Annotated in this window: 20 protein-coding genes and 2 tRNA genes; 10 read left to right on the forward strand and 12 right to left on the reverse strand. The window is 67.8% G+C overall.

What is annotated here, in order from left to right:
• Positions 1 to 30: 30 nt before the first annotated feature.
• Positions 31 to 104: transfer RNA gene (locus ACTWQJ_RS12130), tRNA-Ile, on the reverse strand.
• A 13-nt stretch (positions 105 to 117) separates the two neighbouring features.
• Here ACTWQJ_RS12130 and ACTWQJ_RS12135 point away from each other — a divergent pair.
• Entirely contained in the window at positions 118 to 696 is a 579-nt protein-coding gene (locus tag ACTWQJ_RS12135; protein ID WP_443306643.1) for an MFS transporter, read from the forward strand.
• 161 nt (positions 697 to 857) lie between these two features.
• Here ACTWQJ_RS12135 and ACTWQJ_RS12140 read toward each other — a convergent pair.
• The 9 genes from ACTWQJ_RS12140 to dnaA form a co-directional block, all read right to left on the reverse strand.
• Positions 858 to 931: transfer RNA gene (locus tag ACTWQJ_RS12140), tRNA-Ile, on the reverse strand.
• 125 nt (positions 932 to 1,056) lie between these two features.
• Complete coding sequence (locus tag ACTWQJ_RS12145; protein ID WP_443306644.1) at positions 1,057 to 1,839, reverse strand: DUF3566 domain-containing protein; 783 nt, start codon at positions 1,837 to 1,839, stop codon at positions 1,057 to 1,059.
• Positions 1,840 to 1,857: 18 nt separating this feature from the next.
• Positions 1,858 to 4,449, reverse strand: coding sequence for a DNA gyrase subunit A (gene gyrA, locus ACTWQJ_RS12150; protein WP_443306645.1), 2,592 nt, complete (start codon positions 4,447 to 4,449; stop codon positions 1,858 to 1,860).
• Positions 4,450 to 4,491: 42 nt separating this feature from the next.
• Positions 4,492 to 6,552, reverse strand: coding sequence for a DNA topoisomerase (ATP-hydrolyzing) subunit B (gene gyrB / locus ACTWQJ_RS12155; RefSeq protein ID WP_443306646.1), 2,061 nt, complete (start codon positions 6,550 to 6,552; stop codon positions 4,492 to 4,494).
• Between the two features lie 437 nt (positions 6,553 to 6,989).
• Positions 6,990 to 7,517, reverse strand: coding sequence for a DUF721 domain-containing protein (locus ACTWQJ_RS12160; protein WP_443306647.1), 528 nt, complete (start codon positions 7,515 to 7,517; stop codon positions 6,990 to 6,992).
• Positions 7,514 to 8,635: a DNA replication/repair protein RecF gene (recF, locus tag ACTWQJ_RS12165; protein ID WP_443306648.1), complete on the reverse strand. Its 1,122-nt coding sequence runs from the start codon at positions 8,633 to 8,635 to the stop codon at positions 7,514 to 7,516. Before recF ends, ACTWQJ_RS12160 begins: the two co-directional genes overlap by 4 nt.
• Positions 8,636 to 8,674: 39 nt before the next feature.
• Positions 8,675 to 9,550: a phosphogluconate dehydrogenase (NAD(+)-dependent, decarboxylating) gene (gene gnd / locus ACTWQJ_RS12170; RefSeq protein ID WP_443306649.1), complete on the reverse strand. Its 876-nt coding sequence runs from the start codon at positions 9,548 to 9,550 to the stop codon at positions 8,675 to 8,677.
• A gap of 190 nt (positions 9,551 to 9,740) precedes the next feature.
• Positions 9,741 to 10,871, reverse strand: coding sequence for a DNA polymerase III subunit beta (gene dnaN / locus ACTWQJ_RS12175; RefSeq protein ID WP_443306650.1), 1,131 nt, complete (start codon positions 10,869 to 10,871; stop codon positions 9,741 to 9,743).
• Positions 10,872 to 11,728: 857 nt separating this feature from the next.
• The gene (gene dnaA / locus ACTWQJ_RS12180; protein WP_443306651.1) at positions 11,729 to 13,672 is read right to left on the reverse strand and encodes a chromosomal replication initiator protein DnaA; all 1,944 of its coding nucleotides are present in this window, start codon (positions 13,670 to 13,672) and stop codon (positions 11,729 to 11,731) included.
• A 375-nt stretch (positions 13,673 to 14,047) separates the two neighbouring features.
• Here dnaA and rpmH point away from each other — a divergent pair, with 375 nt between their 5' ends.
• From rpmH to ACTWQJ_RS12225, 9 genes are all read left to right on the forward strand, one after another.
• Positions 14,048 to 14,185, forward strand: coding sequence for a 50S ribosomal protein L34 (gene rpmH / locus ACTWQJ_RS12185; protein WP_003956500.1), 138 nt, complete (start codon positions 14,048 to 14,050; stop codon positions 14,183 to 14,185).
• Positions 14,186 to 14,206: 21 nt separating this feature from the next.
• Entirely contained in the window at positions 14,207 to 14,578 is a 372-nt protein-coding gene (gene rnpA, locus ACTWQJ_RS12190; protein WP_129798843.1) for a ribonuclease P protein component, read from the forward strand.
• Complete coding sequence (yidD, locus tag ACTWQJ_RS12195; RefSeq protein WP_443306652.1) at positions 14,575 to 14,943, forward strand: membrane protein insertion efficiency factor YidD; 369 nt, start codon at positions 14,575 to 14,577, stop codon at positions 14,941 to 14,943. Before rnpA ends, yidD begins: the two co-directional genes overlap by 4 nt.
• Positions 14,944 to 14,946: 3 nt before the next feature.
• Positions 14,947 to 16,233, forward strand: a complete 1,287-nt coding sequence (gene yidC / locus ACTWQJ_RS12200) for a membrane protein insertase YidC (RefSeq protein ID WP_443306653.1) — start codon at positions 14,947 to 14,949, stop codon at positions 16,231 to 16,233.
• A gap of 15 nt (positions 16,234 to 16,248) precedes the next feature.
• Positions 16,249 to 16,761, forward strand: a complete 513-nt coding sequence (locus ACTWQJ_RS12205) for a Jag family protein (protein ID WP_385510460.1) — start codon at positions 16,249 to 16,251, stop codon at positions 16,759 to 16,761.
• Positions 16,762 to 16,868: 107 nt separating this feature from the next.
• Positions 16,869 to 17,585 (forward strand): 16S rRNA (guanine(527)-N(7))-methyltransferase RsmG, encoded by a 717-nt coding sequence (gene rsmG, locus ACTWQJ_RS12210; protein WP_443306654.1) that lies wholly within the window; start codon positions 16,869 to 16,871, stop codon positions 17,583 to 17,585.
• Positions 17,586 to 17,941: 356 nt separating this feature from the next.
• On the forward strand, positions 17,942 to 19,015 hold the full coding sequence (locus tag ACTWQJ_RS12215; RefSeq protein WP_385510668.1) for a ParA family protein: 1,074 nt from the start codon (positions 17,942 to 17,944) through the stop codon (positions 19,013 to 19,015).
• Entirely contained in the window at positions 19,012 to 20,112 is a 1,101-nt protein-coding gene (locus ACTWQJ_RS12220) for a ParB/RepB/Spo0J family partition protein (RefSeq protein ID WP_443306655.1), read from the forward strand. The genes ACTWQJ_RS12215 and ACTWQJ_RS12220 overlap by 4 nt, the downstream gene beginning before the upstream one ends.
• Before the next feature lie 325 nt (positions 20,113 to 20,437).
• The gene (locus ACTWQJ_RS12225) at positions 20,438 to 21,055 is read left to right on the forward strand and encodes a GNAT family N-acetyltransferase (protein WP_129798837.1); all 618 of its coding nucleotides are present in this window, start codon (positions 20,438 to 20,440) and stop codon (positions 21,053 to 21,055) included.
• A gap of 93 nt (positions 21,056 to 21,148) precedes the next feature.
• Here ACTWQJ_RS12225 and trxA read toward each other — a convergent pair whose 3' ends face one another.
• Together trxA and trxB are read right to left on the reverse strand one after the other, a co-directional pair.
• Positions 21,149 to 21,481 (reverse strand): thioredoxin, encoded by a 333-nt coding sequence (trxA, locus tag ACTWQJ_RS12230; protein ID WP_003991504.1) that lies wholly within the window; start codon positions 21,479 to 21,481, stop codon positions 21,149 to 21,151.
• Between the two features lie 42 nt (positions 21,482 to 21,523).
• On the reverse strand, positions 21,524 to 22,492 hold the full coding sequence (gene trxB / locus ACTWQJ_RS12235; RefSeq protein ID WP_224737503.1) for a thioredoxin-disulfide reductase: 969 nt from the start codon (positions 22,490 to 22,492) through the stop codon (positions 21,524 to 21,526).
• Positions 22,493 to 22,667: the final 175 nt, after the last annotated feature.

Raw genomic sequence — 22,667 nt, forward strand, 5'->3', positions numbered from 1 at the left:
GAGACGCCCTCTGCCTTCGTTCTGCATCTGTGGGGCTAACAGGATTTGAACCTGTGGCCTCATCCTTATCAGGGATGCGCTCTAACCAACTGAGCTATAGCCCCGCCGCGCTCTGCGGTGTGTGTCCTGATCGGCAACGGCTCGGGCGTCAAGCTCGCCGAGAAGATCGGCAACCGCTACGTGATCCTGTCCGGCATGCTCGTGATGGCTGCCTCGTTCGGCCTCCTCAGCACGGTCTCGGCCGACTCCGGTTTCACGGTCCCGGCGGCGGCCCTCGCCCTGCTGGGCCTCGGCGCCGGTCTCGCGATGCCCGCTGCGGTCGCCGCGCTGATGGGCACCATCCCGGCCGACAAGGCGGACGTCGGCTCGGCCCTCAACGACACCATCCGACAGGCCGGCACCGCCCTCGGCATCGCCGTCCTCGGCTCCCTCCTCACCAGCGGCTATGCCGCCGAGATGCCGGCCGACGCCCCCGAGCAGGCCAGGCAGTCCATCACCGGCGCCCTGGCCACCACCGACAGCGCCCTGATCGGCACCGCCCGCGAGGCCTTCACCGCCTCGATGACCACCACCTTCGCACTCAGCGCGATCGGCGTCCTGGCCGCCGCCGTCCTGGCCACACTGGTGATGCACGACCGCAAGCCGCAGCAGCCGACGGAGGCCACCACACCGCAGGAACCCCAGCTGGTCGCCTGACCCTCGTCGGCCAGGAGCGGGCACTTCCTCCGGGGAGGCGCCCGCTCTTCGCGTCGCCGAGCGCGGGCCGCATCACGGACGGGCCCCGTGACGACCGGCCGAAAACACGGAGAGGGCGCCTCCCACCTGGGGAGACGCCCTCTGCCTTCGTTCTGCATCTGTGGGGCTAACAGGATTTGAACCTGTGGCCTCATCCTTATCAGGGATGCGCTCTAACCAACTGAGCTATAGCCCCGCCGCGCTCTGCGGTGTGTGTCCCGCGCGCTGACTCCTGAAGATTAGCGCACGACCGGGGCAGTCCCAAAATCGATAATCGGTGGAGGTTTGAAGCGGCCCGTCAGCGAACCGGCTCGTCCGGCCTCACTCGTCCTCGGCCAGTGTCAGCTCCACGCCGCCGACGAAGCCCGCGGAGAGGTTGTAGATGAACGCGCCGAGTGTCGCGAGGGCCGTCGCCAGGACGACGTCGATGACCGCGATGATCGTGGCGAACAGCAGGACGTTGGGCAGCGACAGGAACGCCTGCAGGTCGAAGCCGTTGGACTCGTTCGAGCCGGTCGCCTCGGAGATCGTTCCGCCGACGGTCGAGAACACGCCCATCGCGTCCATGACCATCCACAGCACGGCGGACGCGACGATCGTGCAGATGCCCAGCGCGATGGAGAGCAGGAAGCTGACCTTCATCACGGACCACGGGTCGGCCTTGGCCACCCGCAGCCGGGCTTTGCGGACCCGGGGTGTGGTGCGCGCGCCGGTGCGCGGGCGCCGTACCGCGCCGGCGGGAGCGGGCGTCTGGTACGCCTGCGGCGGGTGGTAGGGCCCGGTGGGTTGCTGAGGCTGGCGCTCCCCGGGGAGCGGGGACGCCGCCTGCTGCGCCCCGGCCGACTGGGCGCCCGGAGCGGCCGGGCCCGCTCCAGCCGCGTACTGCTGGGTCTGCGGGCCTCGGGTGTCCGTCACAGTTCCCCCCTGGGATCCATGAGTGTCAGGCGAGTGCGAGTCGGTCGCGTGGGGTTTGATCGCCTGCAGGTTGGTCGTGTGGGAGTCCGTCGCAGGCGCGGCGGAGCCACGGCCGCCGCCGTCCGTTTCCGCACCGGTCGAGGTACCGGCAGGGATACCGGCAGATCCGGCGCCCGTGGCTCCGCTCACGCTGACTCACTCCTCGTGCTACTCGGCCGAGGGCGCCTCACCCTCGTCCGTGCCGGTGGTCGCGGCACCTTCGGCGGTCTCGTCGACGGCAATGGCGCCGTCAACCTCCTCCGCCTCACGTCCCGCCTCGGCGTTACGTGCGATACCGACCACGGCATCGCGCTTGCCCAGATTGATCAGTTGGACGCCCATGGTGTCACGGCCCGTCTCCCTGACCTCGTTGACTCGCGTGCGAATCACACCGCCGGACAGCGTGATGGCGAGGATCTCGTCGGTCTCCTCGACCACCAGCGCGCCGACGAGCGATCCACGGTCCTCGACGATCTTGGCGGCCTTGATGCCGAGGCCGCCGCGACCCTGGACGCGGTACTCGTCAACAGCGGTCCGCTTCGCGTACCCGCCGTCGGTGGCAGTGAACACGAACGTACCGGGTCGAACAACATTCATCGAGAGCAGTTCGTCTCCCGCACGGAAACTCATGCCCTTGACGCCCGAGGTCGCGCGGCCCATGGGGCGCAGCGACTCGTCCGTCGCGGTGAACCTGATCGACTGCGCCTTCTTGCTGATCAGCAGCAGATCGTCGTCGGGCGAGACGAGTTCGGCTCCGATCAGTTCGTCGTCGGAACCGTCCTCCCTTTCACGGAGGTTGATCGCGATCACGCCGCCGGAGCGGGGCGAATCGTAATCCTTCAGCGGCGTCTTCTTGACCAGACCCGCCTTCGTGGCCAGGACCAGATACGGCGCGGCCTCGTAGTCGCGGATCGCGAGGATCTCGGCGATCGCCTCGTCCGGCTGGAAGGCCAGCAGGTTGGCGACATGCTGGCCGCGCGCGTCCCGGCCGGCGTCCGGCAGCTCGTAGGCCTTGGCCCGGTACACCCGGCCCTTGTTGGTGAAGAACAGCAGCCAGTGGTGGGTCGTCGAGACGAAGAAGTGGTCGACGATGTCGTCTTCCTTCAGCTTCGTACCGCGTACGCCCTTGCCGCCGCGCTTCTGCGCCCGGTAGTCGTCCGTCTTGGTCCGCTTGACGTAACCGCCGCGCGTGACCGTGACGACGATGTCCTCCTCGGCGATGAGGTCCTCGATGGACATGTCACCGTCGTAGGGGATCAGCTGGGTCTTGCGGTCGTCGCCGTACTTCTCGACGATCGCGGCGAGTTCCTCGCTGACGATGCCGCGCTGGCGGATCGGCGAGGCGAGGATCTCGTTGTACTCGTTGATCTTCGCCTGGAGCTCGTCGTGCTCCTGGACGATCTTCTGGCGCTCCAGGGCGGCCAGTCGGCGCAGCTGCATCTCGAGGATGGCGTTGGCCTGGATCTCGTCGATCTCCAGGAGGTCCATCAGGCCCCCGCGCGCGATTTCGACGGTGTCGCTACGCCGGATCAGCGCAATGACCTCGTCGATGGCGTCCAGCGCCTTCAGCAGACCGCGCAGGATGTGCGCCCGCTCCTCGGCCTTGCGCAGCCTGAAGCGCGTACGGCGGACGATGACCTCGATCTGGTGCGTCACCCAGTGGCGGATGAACGCGTCCAGGGACAGCGTGCGCGGCACACCGTCGACCAGCGCCAGCATGTTGGCGCCGAAGTTCGTCTGCAGGTCGGTGTGCTTGTAGAGGTTGTTCAGTACGACCTTGGCGACCGCGTCCCGCTTCAGGACGATGACGAGGCGCTGGCCCGTGCGGGAGCTCGTCTCGTCGCGGACGTCCGCGATGCCGCCGATCTTGCCGTCCTTCACCAGGTCGGCGATCTTCTGCGCGAGGTTGTCGGGGTTGACCTGGTACGGCAGCTCCGTGACCACCAGGCACTGGCGGCCCTGGATCTCCTCGACCTCGACGACCGCGCGCATGGTGATCGAGCCGCGGCCGGTGCGGTAGGCCTCCTCGATGCCCTTACGGCCCACCACCAGGGCACCGGTCGGGAAATCGGGGCCCTTGATGCGCTCGATGAGCGCATCCAGCAGCTCCTCGTGGCTGGCCTCCGGGTGCTCCAGGTACCACTGGGCGCCGGCCGCGACCTCGCGCAGATTGTGCGGGGGGATGTTGGTGGCCATGCCGACCGCGATACCGGCCGAGCCGTTGATCAGCAGGTTCGGGAAACGGGCGGGCAGGACGGTCGGCTCCTGGGAGCGGCCGTCGTAGTTGTCCGTGAAGTCGACGGTCTCCTCGTCGATGTCGCGGACCATCTCCATCGACAGCGGCGCCATCTTGCACTCGGTGTAGCGCATGGCCGCCGCCGGGTCGTTGCCCGGGGAGCCGAAGTTGCCGTTGGAGTCGACGAGCGGCATGCGCATCGCCCACGGCTGGGCCAGGCGGACCAGCGCGTCGTAGATGGAGCTGTCGCCGTGGGGGTGGTAGTTGCCCATGACGTCGCCCACGACACGGGCGCACTTGTAGAAGCCGCGCTCGGGCCGGTAGCCGCCGTCGTACATCGCGTACAGGACGCGGCGGTGGACGGGCTTGAGGCCGTCCCGGACGTCCGGCAGCGCGCGGGAGACGATGACGGACATCGCGTAGTCGAGGTAGGAGCGCTGCATCTCCGTCTCGAGCCCGACGGGCTCGACGCGGAGGGCCAGGCCCTCTTCTTCAGGCGTGACTGGAGTGTTCTCGTCGGCCATAGCTGGTGAAGATCCTTCCTGGTGCGGTCAGCTGAGACCGACTCAGATGTCGAGGAAGCGGACGTCCTTGGCGTTGCGCTGGATGAACTGGCGGCGCGCCTCGACGTCCTCGCCCATCAGGACCGAGAACAGCTCGTCGGCTTGGGCGGCATCGTCCAGGGTGACCTGGCCGAGGACGCGGTGCTCCTGGTCCATCGTGGTGATGCGCAGCTCCTCGGCGTTCATCTCGCCGAGACCCTTGAAGCGCTGGATCGAGTCCTCCCTGATCCGCTTGCCACGCTGGCGGCCCATCTCGATCAGTGCGTCGCGCTCGCGGTCGGAGTAGGCGTACTCGACGTCCTCCCGGCCCCACTTGATCTTGTAGAGCGGGGGACGGGACAGGAACACATGGCCCGCCTCGACCAGCGGCCGCATGAAGCGGAACAGGAAGGTCAGCAGCAGGGTGTTGATGTGCTGGCCGTCGACGTCGGCGTCCGCCATGAGGATGATCTTGTGGTAGCGGAGCTTCTCGATGTCGAAGTCCTCGTGGACCCCGGTGCCGAAGGCGGAGATCAACGCCTGGATCTCCTGGTTCTGCAGGATCTTGTCGATCCGCGCCTTCTCGACGTTGAGGATCTTGCCTCGGATCGGGAGGATCGCCTGGTACTCCGGGTTGCGGCCGGACTTGGCCGAGCCGCCGGCGGAGTCACCCTCGACGATGAAGATCTCGCACTTGATGGGGTCGTTCGACTGGCAGTCCGACAGCTTGCCCGGCAGCGACGCGCTCTCCAGCAGACCCTTGCGGCGGGTCAGGTCACGGGCCTTGCGGGCCGCCACGCGCGCGGTGGCCGCCTGGATGCCCTTGCGGACGATGTCCGCGCCCTCGTTCGGGTTGCGGTCCAGCCAGTCGTTGAGGTGCTCGTAGACCACCTTCTGGACGAAGGTCTTCGCCTCCGTGTTGCCCAGCTTGGTCTTGGTCTGGCCCTCGAACTGGGGCTCGCTCAGCTTGACCGAGATGATCGCCGTCAGACCCTCGCGGATGTCGTCACCCGTGAGGTTGTCGTCCTTCTCCCGCAGCAGCTTCTTGTCGCGCGCGTACTTGTTGATGAGCGAGGTCAGCGCGGCGCGGAAGCCCTCTTCGTGCGTACCGCCCTCGTGGGTGTGGATGATGTTGGCGAACGAGTACACGCCCTCGGTGTAGCCGTTGTTCCACTGCATCGCGACCTCGACGGACAGGTTCTTCTCCTTGTCCTCCGCCTCGAGGTCGATGACCGACGGGTGCACCACATCTCCCTTGCGGGAGTTCAGGTACGTCACGAAGTCGACGATGCCGCCCTCGTAGTGGTACGCGACCGTCTTGGGCTCGGCCTTCTCGTCCGCGCCCGCCTCGTCCGCACCGGCCGTGGCCTTGGCCGACTCGCGCTCGTCAGTGAGTTTGATCGTCAAACCCTTGTTGAGGAACGCCATCTCCTGGAAGCGCCGCGAGAGCGTCTCGAAGGAGTAGTCGGTGGTCTCGAAGATGTCCGGGTCGGCCCAGAAGGTCACCGACGTGCCGGTCTCCTCCGTGGCCTCGTGCTGGGCGAGCGGGGCCGTCGGGACGCCCATCTTGTAGTCCTGCGTCCAGCGGTAGCCGTCGGTCTTGACCTCGACGGAGACCTTGCTCGACAGGGCGTTCACGACCGAGACGCCGACACCGTGCAGACCACCGGAGACCGCGTAGCCGCCGCCGCCGAACTTGCCGCCCGCGTGCAGCACGGTCAGCACCACCTCGACGGCCGGCTTGCCCTCGGAGGGGACGATGCCCACCGGGATGCCACGGCCGTTGTCGACGACCCGGACCCCGCCGTCGGCGAGGATCGTGACGTCGATGGTGTCCGCGTGCCCGGCCAGCGCCTCGTCGACGGAGTTGTCGACGACCTCCTGCACAAGGTGGTGCAGTCCGCGCTCACCGGTCGAGCCGATGTACATGCCGGGTCGCTTGCGGACGGCGTCCAGACCCTCGAGGACGGTAATGGCGCTGGCGTCGTACGAAGCCGTGACCTCGCCGTTCGAGGCGATGGCCGCGGCGTTCACGCCGGCGTCGGTGGACGGGATGTTCTCGTTGGGGTTGCCGGAATCGGCCACGAAGCGCCCTTTCTGGCACAGCACGAGCCGGGCTCGTCGGCGGGTTGCCGGAGCGGCTGCGGCATGTTGCGTTGGTAAGCCTTGATCAGCGTTGCTCAGCTTTTCCCGGACGTCCCCACGACTGGGGCGGGATTGTCCTCCAGTCTACCGGTAGCGCCGACAGTGATGGGGGTTTGCGGGCACCTGAGTCCTCATGTGGCGCCCTGAACCATCCTCGGCCGGGTCCCGATATGCGGATGGGGGCTCCAAGAGGCTCACAGAGGCACTCAGCGCTTCCGGATGTCAACCCTTTGCTACTCCGGGGTCAGGCCGATATTCGCAACTGTGTCCGGTCATGCGGCAGTAGGCGTCCTGCGGTCGCACCGGCGCACGTACGGCCGCCCCGCCGACGGCACCAACGTGATGTCGGTCACTCCCGGCAGACCCGGTCGACCGGGTCACCCGTAGGTGTCGCCGGGGCCCGTGCTGCCGGGAGCACGCAAGGGGCCGTAGCGGCGGGCGGGGCCGCCGGGACCGTACACCTTGATCTGTTTCACCGCGCCGTGCCCGAGGTCCTCGTTGAGGCGGGCGACCAGCGTGGGCGCGAGCAGCCGCAGATTCGTCGCCCAGGCCGTGGAGTCGCAGCGCACGACCAGCACCCGCTCGTCCTCGTCGTACTTCTCCGGAACGCAGTGCTTGGCCACGTCCTCGCCGACGATCTGCGGCCAGCGGCCCATCACGCCGCCCACCGCGGCCGGAGTCTCCCAGCCCCGCTCGCTGATCAGCCGGTTGATCGCCGCGCCGAGCGCCATCGGGTCACGGCCGTCGGCACGCGCCCCGGAGCGCAGGCCACCACGCCGCGCCTGCTTCTTCTGCTGCGCCGCGTCCCCACGCGCGCGTGCCTGCTCCTTCGCCGCCCGCAGCGCGACCCGCGCGAGGTCGACGCCGGAAGGGGTCCCCTTGGGTGCCGGTTCATCGGTGCTCATACGCGCTCCACCGCCCCGTCCGACACCGTGTACCGCGCCCCCGCCAGCACATGCGGTACGTCGTCGTCGACCGCAGCCGTCACCAGCACCTGCTCGCCGGGCGCGACCAGCTCGGCCAGGCGCTCACGGCGGCGGGTGTCCAGCTCCGCGAAGACGTCGTCAAGGATCAGCACAGGCTCGTTGCCCTCGGCGCGCAGCAGGTCGTACGACGCGAGGCGCAGCGCCAGCGCGTAGGACCAGGACTCCCCGTGGGAGGCGTACCCCTTGGCGGGCAGCTCACCGAGTTTGAGAATCAAATCGTCCCGATGGGGCCCTACGAGGGTGACGCCCCGCTCGATCTCCTGCTTACGGGCCTCGGCCAGCGCCGCGGTCAGCTGCTCGAAGAGGGCCTCGCGGGTGTGCGCATCGCCCGGAGACGACGCCCTGTACTCCAGGGCGACCGGGCCGCCGCCGGGGGCCAGCTGCTCGTACGCCTTGTCGGCGAGCGGCTGAAGCGCGGCGATCAGGTCGAGGCGCTGGGCGAGCAGCTCGGCGCCCGCGCGCGCGAGGTGCTGATCCCATACGTCGAGGGTGGACAGGTCCATCGAGCGGCCCCCGTGTCGGCGGGCCAGCGCGGCCGACTTCAGCAGCGTGTTCCGCTGCCTGAGGACACGCTCGTAGTCGGAGCGCACGCCGGCCATGCGCGGCGAACGAGCGGTGATCAGCTCGTCGAGGAAGCGGCGCCGCTCCCCGGGGTCGCCCTTCACCAGGGCGAGGTCCTCGGGCGCGAACATCACGGTGCGCACGATGCCGAGCACATCACGGGGCCTGACCTGCGAGGACCTGTTGATGCGGGCACGGTTGGCCTTGCCGGGGTTCAGCTCCAGCTCCACCAGCTGCTGCCGGTCACCCTGGCGGACCTGCGCGCGGATGATCGCGCGGTCGGCACCCATGCGGACGAGGGGGGCGTCGGAGGCGACCCGGTGGCTGCCGAGAGTGGCGAGGTAGCCGACGGCCTCGACGAGATTCGTCTTGCCCTGCCCATTGGGCCCGACGAAGGCGGTGACGCCCGGGTCGAGCGGGACCTCGACCCGGGCATACGAGCGGAAGTCGGCCAGCGACAGATGCGTGACGTGCATGGTGGTGCGCCGACCTCCCCCGGTGTCCTGTGTTACTCGCTACTTCTTCTCGACCGCGTGGCCGCCGAACTGGTTCCGCAGCGCCGCAATCATCTTCATCTGCGGAGAGTCCTCCTGGCGCGACGCGAACCGCGCGAAGAGGGAAGCCGTGATCGCGGGCAGCGGCACGGCGTTGTCGATGGCGGCCTCCACAGTCCAGCGGCCCTCACCGGAGTCCTGTGCATAACCCTTGAGCTGCTCCAGGTGCTCGTCCTCATCGAGGGCGTTGACCGCAAGGTCGAGCAGCCAGGAGCGGATGACAGTGCCCTCCTGCCAGGACCGGAAGACCTCCCGGACGTCGGTCACGGAGTCGACCTTCTCCAGCAGCTCCCAGCCCTCGGCGTAGGCCTGCATCATCGCGTACTCGATGCCGTTGTGGACCATCTTCGCGAAGTGGCCCGCGCCAACCTTGCCGGCGTGCACCGACCCGAAGTCGCCCTTCGGCTTGAGCGCATCGAAGATCGGCTGCACCTTGGCAACGTTCGCCGCGTCACCGCCGTACATCAGCGCATAGCCGTTCTCCAGGCCCCAGACGCCGCCGGAGACGCCGCAGTCGACGAAGCCTATGCCCTTGGCGGCCAGCTCCTCGGCGTGCTTCTCGTCGTCCGTCCAGCGCGAGTTCCCGCCGTCCACGACGACGTCACCGGGCTCCAGCAGCTCGGCGAGCTCGTCGATGGTCGACTGGGTGGGTGCACCGGCCGGGACCATCACCCACACGACCCGCGGGCCTGTCAGCTTGCCCACAAGCTCTTCGAGGCTGTGGACATCCGCGAGGTCCGGGTTGCGGTCGTATCCGACGACGGTGTGGCCCGCGCGGCGTATCCGCTCGCGCATGTTGCCGCCCATCTTGCCGAGGCCGACGAGACCGAGCTCCATCAGTTGTGTTCCTTAGGTTGCTGTGGCGTGTGAGGCACCTTCGTACCCAGGTCCGAGCCTAAACCCGGACTGTCACGCACACCTGTGGGCATACGCGCTCATACGTAGCCCCTCACCTGCAGCTTTCGACGGACGAGCGGGCCCGGTCGTCCACTCGGACCGCACAGCCTGTGGACAACTGTCGGCAGCGTCAGCCGCTCAGGCGCACCGGCATGATCAGGTACTTGTAGGCCTCGTCCGCCTCGGCATCCAGCGCCGGCTTGCCGCTGAGCAGCGCGGGCTTCGTCGACGTCGTGAACGACAGCTGGGCCACCGGGGAGTCGATGGCGCTCAGTCCGTCCAGCAGGAACGTCGGGTTGAAGGCGATCGAGATGTCATCGCCCTCCAGCTGGGCGTCCACCCGTTCCACAGCCTGTGCGTCGTCGCTGGAGCCGGCCTCCAGGATGAGCACGCCCTGCTCGAAGCTGAGCCGCACCGGGGTGTTCCGCTCGGCGACCAGGGCCACACGCTTGACGGCTTCCACGAAGGGCGCGGTCTCGATCACGGCGACGGAGTTGAACTCGGTCGGGAACAGCGTGCGGTACTTCGGGAGGTCGCCCTCCAGGAGGCGGGTCGTCGTACGGCGACCGGCGCCCTCGAAGCCGATCAGACCCTCGCCCGCGCCCGAGCCGGACAGCGCCAGGATCACGCTGTCGCCGCTGGTCAGCGCCTTGGCCGTGTCCAGGAGCGTCTTGGCGGGCACCAGGGCGACCGCAGAGGCGTCCGGGTTCTCCGGCTTCCAGAGGAACTCGCGGACCGCGAAGCGGTAGCGGTCGGTCGAGGCCATGGTGACCCGGTCGCCCTCGATCTCGATGCGCACACCGGTGAGGACGGGCAGCGTGTCGTCACGACCGGCGGCGATGGCGACCTGGGCGGCCGCGGCGGCGAAGACCTCGCCGGGGACCGTGCCCGTGGCGTTCGGCATCTGCGGCAGCGCCGGGTACTCCTCCACGGGCAGGGTGTGGAGTGTGAAGCGCGAGGAGCCGCAGACCACCGTCGCCCGTACACCGTCTGTGGAAATCTCCACCGGCCGGTTGGGGAGGGCGCGGGAGATGTCGGCGAGCAGTCGGCCCGAGACGAGGACCGTGCCCTCCTCCTCGACCTCCGCCTCCACCGACACGCGGGCGGAGACCTCGTAGTCGAAGCTGGACAGGCTCAGCTGGCCGTCCTCGGCCTTCAGCAGCAGGCCGGCGAGGACAGGCGCCGGCGGACGGGCCGGAAGGCTGCGCGCCGCCCAGGCCACTGCCTCCGCGAGTACGTCGCGTTCCACCCGGATCTTCACTGTTGCCGCCTCCTGCTGTTGCCGGCGCTTCTCGCCCTGCCTGGCTTCGTCGTCTGTCTCGGTGTCGCGGGCCCTGGGATGGGAAGGACACCGGGGAACAGTCTGACGCACCGCACTGACAGTAGGTGCCTCTCGGGGTCAAGTCGTGACGAGGGGCAGCAGGACGCCGAAGAGCGAGTTGTGCACAGGGCCCTCTTCGAAACGGATTCCCAGCTCTCTCTAGTTGGGAGTAGTAGTAGGGCCTGTGGATACCGTGGATAACTACGTTTTCCCAGCTCAGGGCGGAAATTTTGTCCACGGGGCCTGTGGGCGGAGGCAGTGGACAACTGAACGCTTCTGTGGAGAACGGAAAGTTCTGCACACCCCATGCACAGGGTGGGGCGAGTTCTCCCCAGCGCCGTCCCCAGCTTTACCCATGTTTCCCACAGTCCAACCCGGCAGCTTTGTGTGACGCCTTTCACTCGGGCCGGTGAGCAGGCGCGTCGTGTTGCCGAACAGTGGACAGAGCTGTGGAGAAGGTAAGCGTCACTGGGGACAACCTGCCCCGGCCTGTGGGTTGCCGGTGGACAACTCCGCGCACAGTCTGTGGATCATCTGCCTGTCCACAGTCTGTGGAGATCCTTCGTCCACCGATCCACAACCACCTGACCTGGCTTGATGGTCCTTCAACAGGTCAGGCTGTGGACACGGTCTGGACAACTTCGCAGTCCCCAGGATGTGGACGGCAGAAAGTCACCGAATCTGTGGAGAGTGGCCGTAACTCGGCTCGTAATCGAACCGCGGGTGGCCGGCGAACGACGAAGGGCGCCCCGGGGACCTCGTCCCGGGGCGCCCTCAGAGGCGTAGGACGGCTGTCGTCAGCCGTTCTTGATGCGGTTCGTCAGCTCGGTGACCTGGTTGTAGATGGAGCGCCGCTCGGCCATCAGATTGCGGATCTTGCGGTCGGCGTGCATCACCGTCGTGTGGTCGCGGCCGCCGAACAGCGCGCCGATCTTCGGCAGGGACAGGTCCGTCAGCTCACGGCACAGGTACATGGCGATCTGCCGGGCCGTCACCAGCGCGCGCCCGCGCGAAGTTCCGCACAGGTCCTCGACCGTGAGGCCGAAGTAGTCGGCGGTCGCGCTCATGATGGCCGTCGAGGTGATCTCGGGAGCGGTGTCCTCGCCGCCGGGGATCAGGTCCTTCAGGACGATCTCCGTCAGGCCCAGGTCCACCGGCTGCCGGTTGAGCGACGCGAACGCCGTCACCCGGATCAGTGCGCCCTCCAGTTCGCGGATGTTGCGCGAGATCCGCGAGGCGATGAACTCCAGTACCTCCGGCGGGGCATTGAGCTGCTCCTGCACCGCCTTTTTGCGCAGAATCGCGATCCGCGTCTCCAGCTCGGGCGGCTGGACGTCGGTGATCAGGCCCCACTCGAAACGGTTCCGCAACCGGTCCTCCAGCGTCACCAGCTGCTTGGGCGGCCGGTCGCTGGAGAGCACGATCTGCTTGTTGTCGTTGTGGAGCGTGTTGAAGGTGTGGAAGAACTCCTCCTGCGTCGACTCCTTGTCCGCGAGGAACTGGATGTCGTCGACGAGCAGGATGTCCATCTCGCGGTACCGCTTGCGGAAGCTGTCGCCCTTGCCGTCGCGGATGGAGTTGATGAACTCGTTGGTGAACTCCTCCGAGCTCACGTACCGCACACGCGTGCCCGGGTAGAGGCTCCGCGCGTAGTGTCCGATCGCGTGCAGCAGGTGCGTCTTGCCGAGCCCCGACTCCCCATAGATGAACAGGGGGTTGTACGCCTTGGCCGGCGCCTCGGCGACGGCCACCGCAGCCGCGTGCGCGAAGCGGTTCGAGGCGCCGATGACGAACGTGTCGAAGAGGTACTTCGGGTTCAGCCGCGCGGTCGGCTCACCGGGGCCGGTCGCCGGCGCGGGCTGCGCCGCCAGCGGGCCTGGCGCGCCACTGGACGCGGGCAGCGAGGTGCCCGCCGGGCCGCGGTGTGCGGGCCCGGCGCCGCCTTGCTGCTCGGGCAGTTCCCGTCGGGCGTCGCGTTGGTCGTAGTCGCCGCGTGACGGGTCGTAGTCGGAGCGGTGCTGGTCGTACGACGGGCGCTCCATGCCCTGCTGGCGGTACTCCTGCGAGGGCGATCCGTACGAGTCCTGCGCCGGGGAGCCGTAGGACTCGCGGGACGGTGATCCGTAGGAGTCCTGTGCGTGGGAGCCGTACGCGTCCTGTGCGTGGGATCCGTACGAGTCCTGCGGCGGCGTTGCATAGGGATCCCGTTCCGGGAAGCCGAGCCGCGGCTGCTGCCAGCTGTACTCGTCCTGCGCCGGCAGTGGCCAGGCGCCCGGCTCGGGGCGCTGGTACTCCGCCGGGTAGGCGGGGCGGGCAGTGGGGAGCTGGTCGCCGGACGCTAAGGGGCGCTGCTCGGAGCGGTGCCGGCCGTAGCCCTCGTACTGGCCGGACGGAGCGGGGAGTTCCGGCTCCTCGTAGCGCGGCTGGGGCTGGGTGGGGGGTGCCGGCGGGGCCGGGGGCTCGCCGGCGGAGTCGTCGACGGTGATCGCGATGCGGATCGGGCGGCCGCACTCACGGCTCAGCGTCTCGCTCACGATCGGGGCGAGGCGGCCCTCGAGCACGCCCTTCGCGAACTCGTTCGGTACGGCCAGCAGGGCGGTGTCGGCGACCAGCGCGATGGGCTGGCAGCGCCAGATCCAGTGCTCGTCCTTGGCCTCGACGCCCTGCCCGCGGCCCTCACCGAGAAGCTGCTCGAGAACTCGTGGCCACACTGCGGCAAGATCGGCAGGTACGTCAGCCACAGGGCACGCTCTCTCACGGGTCCCACGAACGTGTGGTTGTGGGACGGGTCGGGATGTAAGTCGGGTTCCGCAGGGATAAGGGAACGAATCGGAGTCCAGCCACGGTAGTCAGGGCGACCGCTGTGGTTCAAGTTATTGTCCCCAGCCTGTGGATAGTGTCTCCCCGCGGCCGCCGGTTTGACCGGATGGCGTAGCCCCGCGTACCGTAACCAGGTCGAGTTGTCGATGGCTGCTGCCGCCTGCCTCCGATGGGCACAGATCGCGTCAAGGTGATCGGAAAGCGGTGCACTCGGGCGTAACGCGAGCTACTCGTGGGCGCACGGTGACAGCCAGGACGGCACCCCGCCACCACCGATTTCTTTCTGGAGCCCCCGAGTGAGCAAGCGCACCTTCCAGCCGAACAACCGTCGTCGCGCGAAGACCCACGGCTTCCGGCTGCGTATGCGCACCCGTGCCGGCCGCGCGATTCTCGCGTCCCGCCGTAGCAAGGGTCGCGCCCGTCTGTCCGCCTGATCCCGGTCAGGTCATGACGTCGTGCTGCCCACCGAGAACCGGCTGAGGCGGCGCGAGGACTTCGCGACCGCGGTTCGACGAGGACGCCGGGCCGGACGCCCACTTCTCGTCGTCCACCTTCGTAGCGGTGCCACGGACCCGCACGCGCCTGGGGAGAGCGCTCCCCCGACGCGTGCGGGTTTCGTCGTGAGCAAGGCCGTGGGTGGCGCTGTCGTGCGCAACAAAGTGAAGCGCAGACTTCGCCATCTGATGCGTGAGCGAGTCGACCAGCTGCCCCCCGGTAGCCTGGTAGTCGTACGAGCGCTGCCCGGTGCGGGTGACGCTGAACATGCACAGCTGGCCCGAGACCTGGATGCCGCTCTTCAGCGGTTGCTGGGAGGGGGCGCGCGATGAAGTACCCGCTGCTGGCGCTGATCAAGCTGTACCAGTGGACGATCAGCCCGTTGCTCGGGCCGGTGTGCAAGTACTACCCGTCGTGTTCCCACTACGGCTACACGGCTATTGACCGGCACGGTGCCCTCAAGGGCACCGCACTCACGGCCTGGCGCATCCTGCGCTGCAATCCGTGGTCGCTGGGTGGTGTGGACCATGTCCCGCCGCGCAGGCGTCCGCGGTGGCACGAACTGCTGCGCAACGCATGGCGCGCACGCAAGGGCGGGCCCTCCGCCGCCGAAACGGCCACCGGAGAGAATGTTCCTTCAAGCAACGTTCCTTCGAGCCCGGCCGCAGAGACCCCGTCCCATGCCCAAGGAGCATGATTAGTGGACACGATTGCCAGCCTCTTCAGCTTCATCACCACGCCCGTTTCGTGGGTCATCGTTCAGTTCCACTCGCTGTACGGTGCGATCTTCGGCCCTGACACGGGCTGGGCCTGGGGCCTGTCCATCGTGTCTCTGGTGGTCCTGATCCGTATCTGCCTGATCCCGCTCTTCGTGAAGCAGATCAAGGCGACCCGGGCCATGCAGACGCTCCAGCCCGAGATGAAGAAGATCCAGGAGCGCTACAAGAGCGACAAGCAGCGTCAGTCCGAAGAGATGATGAAGCTGTACAAGGAGACGGGCACCAACCCGCTCTCCTCGTGCCTTCCCATCCTGGCGCAGTCGCCGTTCTTCTTCGCCCTGTACCACGTGCTCAACAGCATCGCGTCGAACGACACCATCGGCGTGATCAACGAGCGGCTGCTGGAGAGCGCGCAGAAGGCGCACATCTTCGGTGCTCCTCTGGCCGCGAAGTTCACGGACAGCTCGAGCACGGTCGAGGCGCTCGGCTCCTCGATCACCGATGTGCGGGTCGTCACCGCCATCATGATCATCCTGATGTCGCTGTCGCAGTTCTACACGCAGCGCCAGCTGATGACGAAGAACGTCGACACCACGGTGAAGACGCCGTTCATGCAGCAGCAGAAGATGCTGATGTACGTCTTCCCCGTCATCTTCGCCGTCTTCGGTATCAACTTCCCGGTCGGTGTTCTCGTCTACTGGCTGACCACCAACGTGTGGACCATGGGCCAGCAGATGTACGTCATCCGCAACAACCCGACCCCGGGTTCCAAGGCCCAGGCCGCCTACCTGGACCGCCTGTACAAGCACGTCACGCACCACGGCAAGGCCCGCAACCGGCGTGAGCGCGCCATCGTGAAGGCCATCGTCGCCAAGGGGCGCGACCGCAACGACTACGAGCGCAAGTTCATCAACGGACTGAGCAAGGCGGGCCTCGCGGCCCAGGCCGACGGCTCCGTTGTGAAGAGCGACACCGCCGTGGCCACCGTGACCGAGGAAGGTACGCCGGCCACCGCCGCTCCCAAGCGGCAGCAGCCCAAGCGCCAGCCCAAGTCCAAGCGCCAGACCGGCGGACCGAAGCCTGCCGGAAGTGCCGAGAAGACCTCCTCGCCGTCGACCTCGCTGAGCAAGTCCGGCGACCCGGAGGACGCCAAGCCGGCGGGGTCCGCCGGGAAGGCGGCCCCCAAGTCCGGAGGCGGTTCCCGCAGCCGGGCCCAGTCCGGCCAGCGCAAGGGTCCGCAGCGGCCCAAGTCCTCGTCCAAGAAGTAAGAAGGAGTCCATCCCGTGACGGAAGGCACCACCTCCGCCGCTACCGAGGGTGCAGACACCCTGACCCGCCTGGAGCAGGAGGGTGACATCGCGGCGGACTACCTCGAGGGTCTGCTGGACATCGCCGATCTCGACGGCGATATCGACATGGACGTCGAGGGTGACCGCGCTGCTGTCTCGATCATCAGCGACACGGGGAGCCGCGACCTGCAGAAGCTGGTCGGCCGGGACGGTGAGGTGCTGGAGGCGCTTCAGGAGCTCACGCGCCTGGCCGTGCACCGGGAGACCGGCGATCGCAGCCGGCTGATGCTGGACATCGCGGGCTACCGGGCCAAGAAGCGCTCCGAGCTCTCCGAGCTGGGCGCCAAGGCCGCCGCCGAGGCCAAGAGCAGCGGCTCGCCCGTGAAGCTCAAGCCGATGACGCCGTTCGAGCGCAAGGTCGTCCACGACGCGGTCAAGGCCGCAGGTCTGCGCAGCGAGTCCGAGGGCGAGGAGCCCGAGCGCTTCGTCGTCGTGCTGCCCGCCTGATCGGTCCTACGCTCCACCGGCCCCGTCTGTTGCGCAGACGGGGCCGAACTTTGTCAGCCTGGTGGTCAGCGCCCAGTGCGCTTTTGCGGTACGGAAGGACGGTTCCCGTGACGGAGGCAGCGGAGCTCCCCCCTGCGCCCGAGCAGGCACGCGACGTATTCGGTGATCGCTTCGCGGATGCGGTGAGGTACGCCGAGCTCCTGGCCGAGACCGGGGTGCAGCGTGGGCTCATCGGCCCGCGTGAGGTGCCCCGTCTCTGGGAGCGGCATCTGCTGAACTGCGCCGTGCTCTCGGAGGTCGTTCCCGAGGGCGTGACTGTGTGCGACGTGGGTTCCGGTGCCGGTCTGCCCGGGATTCCCCTGGCGCTGGTGCGGGACGACTTGAAGATCACGTTGCTCGAGCCACTGCTCAGGCGGACGAACTTCCTGACCGAGGTTGTGGAACTGCTGGGCCTCGATCATGTGACCGTCGTGCGCGGACGTGCCGAGGAGGTCATGGGCAAGCTGCCGCCGGTCCATGTGGTGACGGCGCGGGCCGTGGCCCCGCTGGATCGGCTGGCCACCTGGGGGATTCCGTTGTTGCGCCCGTACGGCGAGATGCTCGCGCTCAAGGGCGACACCGCGGAGGAGGAGCTGAAGAGCGCGGCCACTGCTCTGAGCAAGCTCGGTGCGGTTCAGACGTCCATCCTGCATGTCGGCGAGGGTGTGGTGGATCCGATGTCCACGGTCGTGCGTGTGGAGGTCGGGGAGAGTCCGGGCGGTGTGCGGTTCGCGGCGAAGCGTGCGAAGGCGGCACGTACGGGGCGGGCGCGGCGGCGGCGCTGAGATCGGTGGGTGCTGGGCCGTGGTGCCGTTCTCCTGAGGCGCTTGCTGATCCGTCCTGAGGACGAGACGTACTCCACACAAGCTGCCAAACCTATGCATGACGGAGTGTCGCGACGTTCCGGCCCCGGCCGCTGTGCATCGTGTTTCACGTGAAACGTCGCTCACTGCTCCACGGCATCATCGGCCGCGGCCGCGCCGCGGCCGAACCTCGTGACCGCAAGCCTCTCGGTTCCCTGGGCGGAGAGGCTCCTCCCGATTCGGATGACGCTCCGTCCCCCTCCAGGGGCACGGAGTTGTCCACAGAGGTGGATTTCTCCACAGAACACCAGGCCTCACTGGTTCGCGACCCCGAAGACATGGGAGGCTCTGTTCATTGCGAGCCTGAAGTCGAGGAGAGTGAATCCTTGCGGTCCGACGCCAACATCGCGGGACCGATGACCGATCCGGTCCCCGGTCCCCGTACCGAGTCGCCGGGGGAGGATGTTTCACGTGAAACACCGCCCCCGATGGACGACACTCCCATCGGTCGTGCTGCCCAACTGGCGGTCGAGGCTCTGGGCCGGGCCGGTGAGGGTCTGCCACGACCCGAACAGACCCGTGTCATCGTCGTCGCCAACCAGAAGGGTGGGGTGGGCAAGACGACGACGACCGTCAACCTGGCCGCTTCGCTGGCTCTGCACGGTGGCCGTGTCCTGGTGATCGACCTCGACCCGCAGGGCAATGCGTCCACCGCTCTGGGGATCGACCATCACGCCGAAGTCCCTTCCATCTACGACGTGTTGATCGAGAGCAAGCCGCTCTCGGAGGTCGTTCAGCCGGTCCCCGATGTCGAGGGTCTCTTCTGCGCGCCCGCCACGATCGATCTCGCCGGTGCGGAGATCGAGCTGGTGTCCCTGGTGGCGCGGGAGAGCCGTCTCCAGCGAGCGATCCAGTCCTACGAGCAGCCACTGGACTACATCCTTATCGACTGTCCGCCGTCGCTCGGTCTGCTCACGGTCAACGCGCTGGTGGCCGGCCAGGAGGTCCTCATCCCGATCCAGTGCGAGTACTACGCGCTGGAGGGGCTGGGTCAGCTGCTGCGCAACGTTGACCTGGTGCGGGGGCACCTCAACCCTTCGCTGCATGTATCGACGATCCTGCTCACCATGTACGACGGTCGGACGCGGCTTGCGTCACAGGTCGCGGACGAGGTGCGCAACCACTTCGGCGACGAGGTGCTGCGGACGAGCATTCCCCGCTCGGTCCGTATCTCCGAGGCGCCGAGCTACGGGCAGACGGTGCTGACTTACGATCCAGGATCGAGCGGTGCCCTCTCCTATCTTGAGGCGGCACGAGAAATCGCGCTGAAGGGTGTCGGCGTCAGCTATGACGGGACGCACGCCCATATCGGCGCTCAGAGCGACCAGAGCATGGTGGAGGGGATCCAGTGAGCGAGCGACGGAGGGGGCTGGGACGTGGTCTCGGCGCGCTGATCCCTGCGGCCCCGACCGAGAGGACGCCGGCGCAGACTGCGGTGGGAGGCGCTGCTTCCACGTCCCCCACGACGGTGCCGGTGCTGAACAATGAGCGCGGGGTGGCCGCGGCGAAGGTGGCCACGCTGCCGCCTGTTTCACGTGAAACCGAGGAGCCGTCGGTGAGCGGCGCCGTGGAGACGCCCGCACCTCCCATGGGCGCCCACTTCGCCGAGATCCCCCTCGGCTTCATCACGCCGAACCCGCGGCAGCCGCGTGAGGTCTTCGACGAGGATGCGCTGCACGAGCTCGTCACCTCTATCAAGGAGGTCGGGCTTCTCCAGCCGGTCGTCGTACGGCAGCTGGGCATCGACCGCTACGAGCTCATCATGGGTGAGCGGCGTTGGCGGGCCTGCCGTGAGGCAGGACTTGAGGCGATCCCGGCGATCGTGCGGGCCACGGAGGACGAGAAGCTCCTCCTGGACGCCCTGCTGGAGAATCTGCATCGGGCCCAGCTGAACCCCCTCGAAGAGGCGGCCGCCTACGATCAGTTGCTGAAGGACTTCAACTGCACGCATGACCAGTTGGCGGACCGTATCGGCCGGTCCCGCCCGCAGGTCTCCAACACGCTGCGTCTGCTGAAGTTGTCGCCGGCGGTTCAGCGCCGGGTGGCCGCCGGAGTGCTCTCCGCCGGACATGCGCGGGCCCTTCTCTCGGTCGAGGACTCGGAGGAGCAGGACCGGCTGGCGCACCGGATCGTGGCCGAGGGGCTCTCGGTGCGTGCCGTCGAGGAGATCGTGACCCTGATGGGATCGCGGCCCAAGGCGGCTCAGCGCTCCAAGGGCCCCCGGGCCGGGACCCGGGTCTCTCCGGCACTGACCGACCTCGCCACTCGTCTTTCGGACCGCTTCGAGACGCGGGTGAAGGTCGACCTGGGGCAGAAGAAGGGCAAGATCACCGTGGAGTTCGCCTCCATGGAGGACCTCGAGCGGATCCTCAGCTCGCTCGCGCCCGGTGAGGGGCCGGTCCTGCAGAAGAGCCTTCTGGAGGGCGACTCCGAGGAGGCAGAGGACTGAGCCTCGGGCGGCGGGGTGGTTCTGCCCAGCAGTGCCGTCAGTGCGGGCCGTGTCCGGTGTGTACCGGAACGCGGCCCGCACTTTGCTTTTTGGCGGTATCGATGGAATCGCATCGTGGATACGATGCGTTCGGATATGGCGCATCCACCTGGGAGTAGGCTCTAAGGGGAGGCGAGGTCATGCGACCGATGAGCCGGACCGGACTGGTGAGCGCGGGACTGGGACTGGGCGCGGTCGGCGGGTTCGTCGGCAGCCTGCTCAGGGAACGGAGCGCACTGACGGCCGCCCGCGATGCGGCGGGCGAAGGAAGCGAGGAACAGCCTTCATGGGGCGTCGGCTCGTACCGCTCACGCTGGACAACCTTCCGGACCTTCCCAAGCGCTGTCGCACGTGCGTCTTCTGGGAGTTGGATCCAGTCAGCGGTGAGGCCGCAGTAAAGGCGGGCACGTCCGCGCTGGAGAAGGAGGCCTGGATCTCCGCCGTGCTGTTGGACTGGGGATCCTGCGGGCGGGTCGTCTATGTCGATGAGGTACCGGTGGGCTTTGTGCTCTACGCGCCTCCGGCCTACGTTCCCCGCTCCACGGCGTTCCCCACGAGCCCCGTCTCGCCCGACGCCGTGCAGTTGATGACCGGGTTCATCGTGCCGGGTTACCAGGGGCAGGGGCTGGGCCGAGTGATGGTCCAGACAGTCGCCAAGGATCTTCTGCGGCGCGGCTTCAAAGCGATCGAGGCGTTCGGGGACGCCCGGTGGAAGGAACCCGCCTGTGTGCTGCCCGCTGATCATCTGCTCGCGGTCGGCTTCAAGACCGTCCGCTCCCATCCGACGTATCCGCGGATGAGGCTGGAGCTGCGCACAACGCTCTCCTGGAAGGAAGACGTGGAGCTGGCGCTGGACCGGCTGCTGGGGGCGGTGCAGAAGGAGCCAGTCCTGAGGCCGCTCTAGAACGCCGCACATCAAACGAATGGGCCAGCCCTCTCGGGCTGGCCCATTCGTGTTTCACGTGAAACATGGTGCCGTCTGCTCGACGGCACAGCGTCACTCAGCGATGAAGTCCTCGAGGTCGCGGACGATCGCGGCCTTCGGCTTGGCACCGACGATCGTCTTGGCGACCTCGCCGCCCTGGTAGACGTTCAGGGTCGGGATCGACATGACACCGTACTTGGCGGCCGTACCCGGGTTCTCGTCGATGTTCAGCTTGACGACCTCGATCTTGTCGCCGTACTCGGCGGCGATCGCCTCGAGGGACGGCGCGATCTGGCGGCACGGACCGCACCAGGCGGCCCAGAAGTCCACCAGTACGGGCTTGTCGCTCTTGAGGACGTCCTGCTCGAAGGAGTCGTCGGTCACATTCTTCAGGGTGCCGGCCACGGCGGGCTCCTAACTGGTTGGTGCGTGGGGCGGGTTGAGGGTTTAGACAGAGGTCTTCTCGGGCTCGGCCTTCTTCGCGTCCGCGAGGGCGGCGAGGAAGCGCTCGGCGTCGAGGGCGGCGGAGCAACCGGTGCCGGCCGCCGTGATCGCCTGCCGGTAGGTGTGGTCGACCACGTCACCGGAGCCGAAGACACCCGTCAGGTTGGTGCGGGTGGAGGGCGCGTCGACCTTCAGGTAGCCCTCCTCGTCCAGGTCCAGCTGGCCCTTGAACAGCTCGGTGCGCGGGTCGTGGCCGATCGCGATGAACAGGCCGGTCACCGCGAGATCCGACAGCTCGCCGGTCTTGACGTTGCGCAGCTTCAGACTGGAGAGCTTCTGATCGCCCTGGATCTCGGCGACCTCGCTGTCCCAGACGAACGAGATCTTCGGGTCGGCGAAGGCGCGCTCCTGCATCGCCTTGGAGGCGCGCAGAGTGTCCCGGCGGTGGACGACCGTGACGGACTTGGCGAAGCGCGAGAGGAAGGTGGCCTCCTCCATTGCGGTGTCGCCGCCGCCGATCACGGCGATGTCCTGGTCCTTGAAGAAGAAGCCGTCGCAGGTGGCGCACCAGGAGACACCGCGGCCGGAGAGCGCGTCCTCGTTGGGCAGGCCGAGCTTGCGGTGCTGGGAGCCGGTGGCGACGATGACGGCCTTCGCGCGGTGCACCGTGCCCGCGGTGTCGGTGACGGTCTTGATCTCACCGGTCAGGTCGACGGAGACGATGTCGTCCGGAACGAGCTCGGCGCCGAACCGCTCGGCCTGGGCGCGCATGTTGTCCATGAGCTCGGGGCCCATGATGCCGTCCTGGAAGCCCGGGAAGTTCTCCACGTCGGTGGTGTTCATCAGCGCACCGCCTGCGGTGACGGCACCCTCGAAGACCAGTGGCTTCAGCGACGCGCGCGCGGTGTAGAGCGCCGCCGTGTAGCCAGCGGGCCCGGAGCCGATGATGATCACGTTACGGACGTCGCTCACGGCTTGATTCCTCGTCTCTGGACTGCGTCGTTCGACCGGGGGGAGCCCTTTTCAGAACTCTCACCCTCACCCCACCCAACGGATCCTAAGGGGCGCGCATTCCCGCTGTGCCTGGGCACACGGAGTGCTCCCCAGAGGAGATACCTGCGGGAGCAGAGGCCGGGCGACAGGAGGA

The sequence above is a fragment of the Streptomyces sp. KR55 genome (assembly GCF_052245645.1).
Taxonomy (GTDB): Bacteria; Actinomycetota; Actinomycetes; order Streptomycetales; family Streptomycetaceae; genus Streptomyces; species Streptomyces flavusporus.

Coding starts and splice junctions, on each gene's coding strand:
- gyrA (WP_443306645.1), bottom strand. CDS start 4,449: ATGGCCGACGAGAACACTCCAGTCACGCCTGAAGAAGAGGGCCTGGCC.
- ACTWQJ_RS12160 (WP_443306647.1), bottom strand. CDS start 7,517: ATGAGCACCGATGAACCGGCACCCAAGGGGACCCCTTCCGGCGTCGAC.
- recF (WP_443306648.1), bottom strand. CDS start 8,635: ATGCACGTCACGCATCTGTCGCTGGCCGACTTCCGCTCGTATGCCCGG.
- gnd (WP_443306649.1), bottom strand. CDS start 9,550: ATGGAGCTCGGTCTCGTCGGCCTCGGCAAGATGGGCGGCAACATGCGC.
- yidD (WP_443306652.1), top strand. CDS start 14,575: ATGAAGTACCCGCTGCTGGCGCTGATCAAGCTGTACCAGTGGACGATC.
- ACTWQJ_RS12215 (WP_385510668.1), top strand. CDS start 17,942: ATGGGAGGCTCTGTTCATTGCGAGCCTGAAGTCGAGGAGAGTGAATCC.
- ACTWQJ_RS12225 (WP_129798837.1), top strand. CDS start 20,438: ATGGGGCGTCGGCTCGTACCGCTCACGCTGGACAACCTTCCGGACCTT.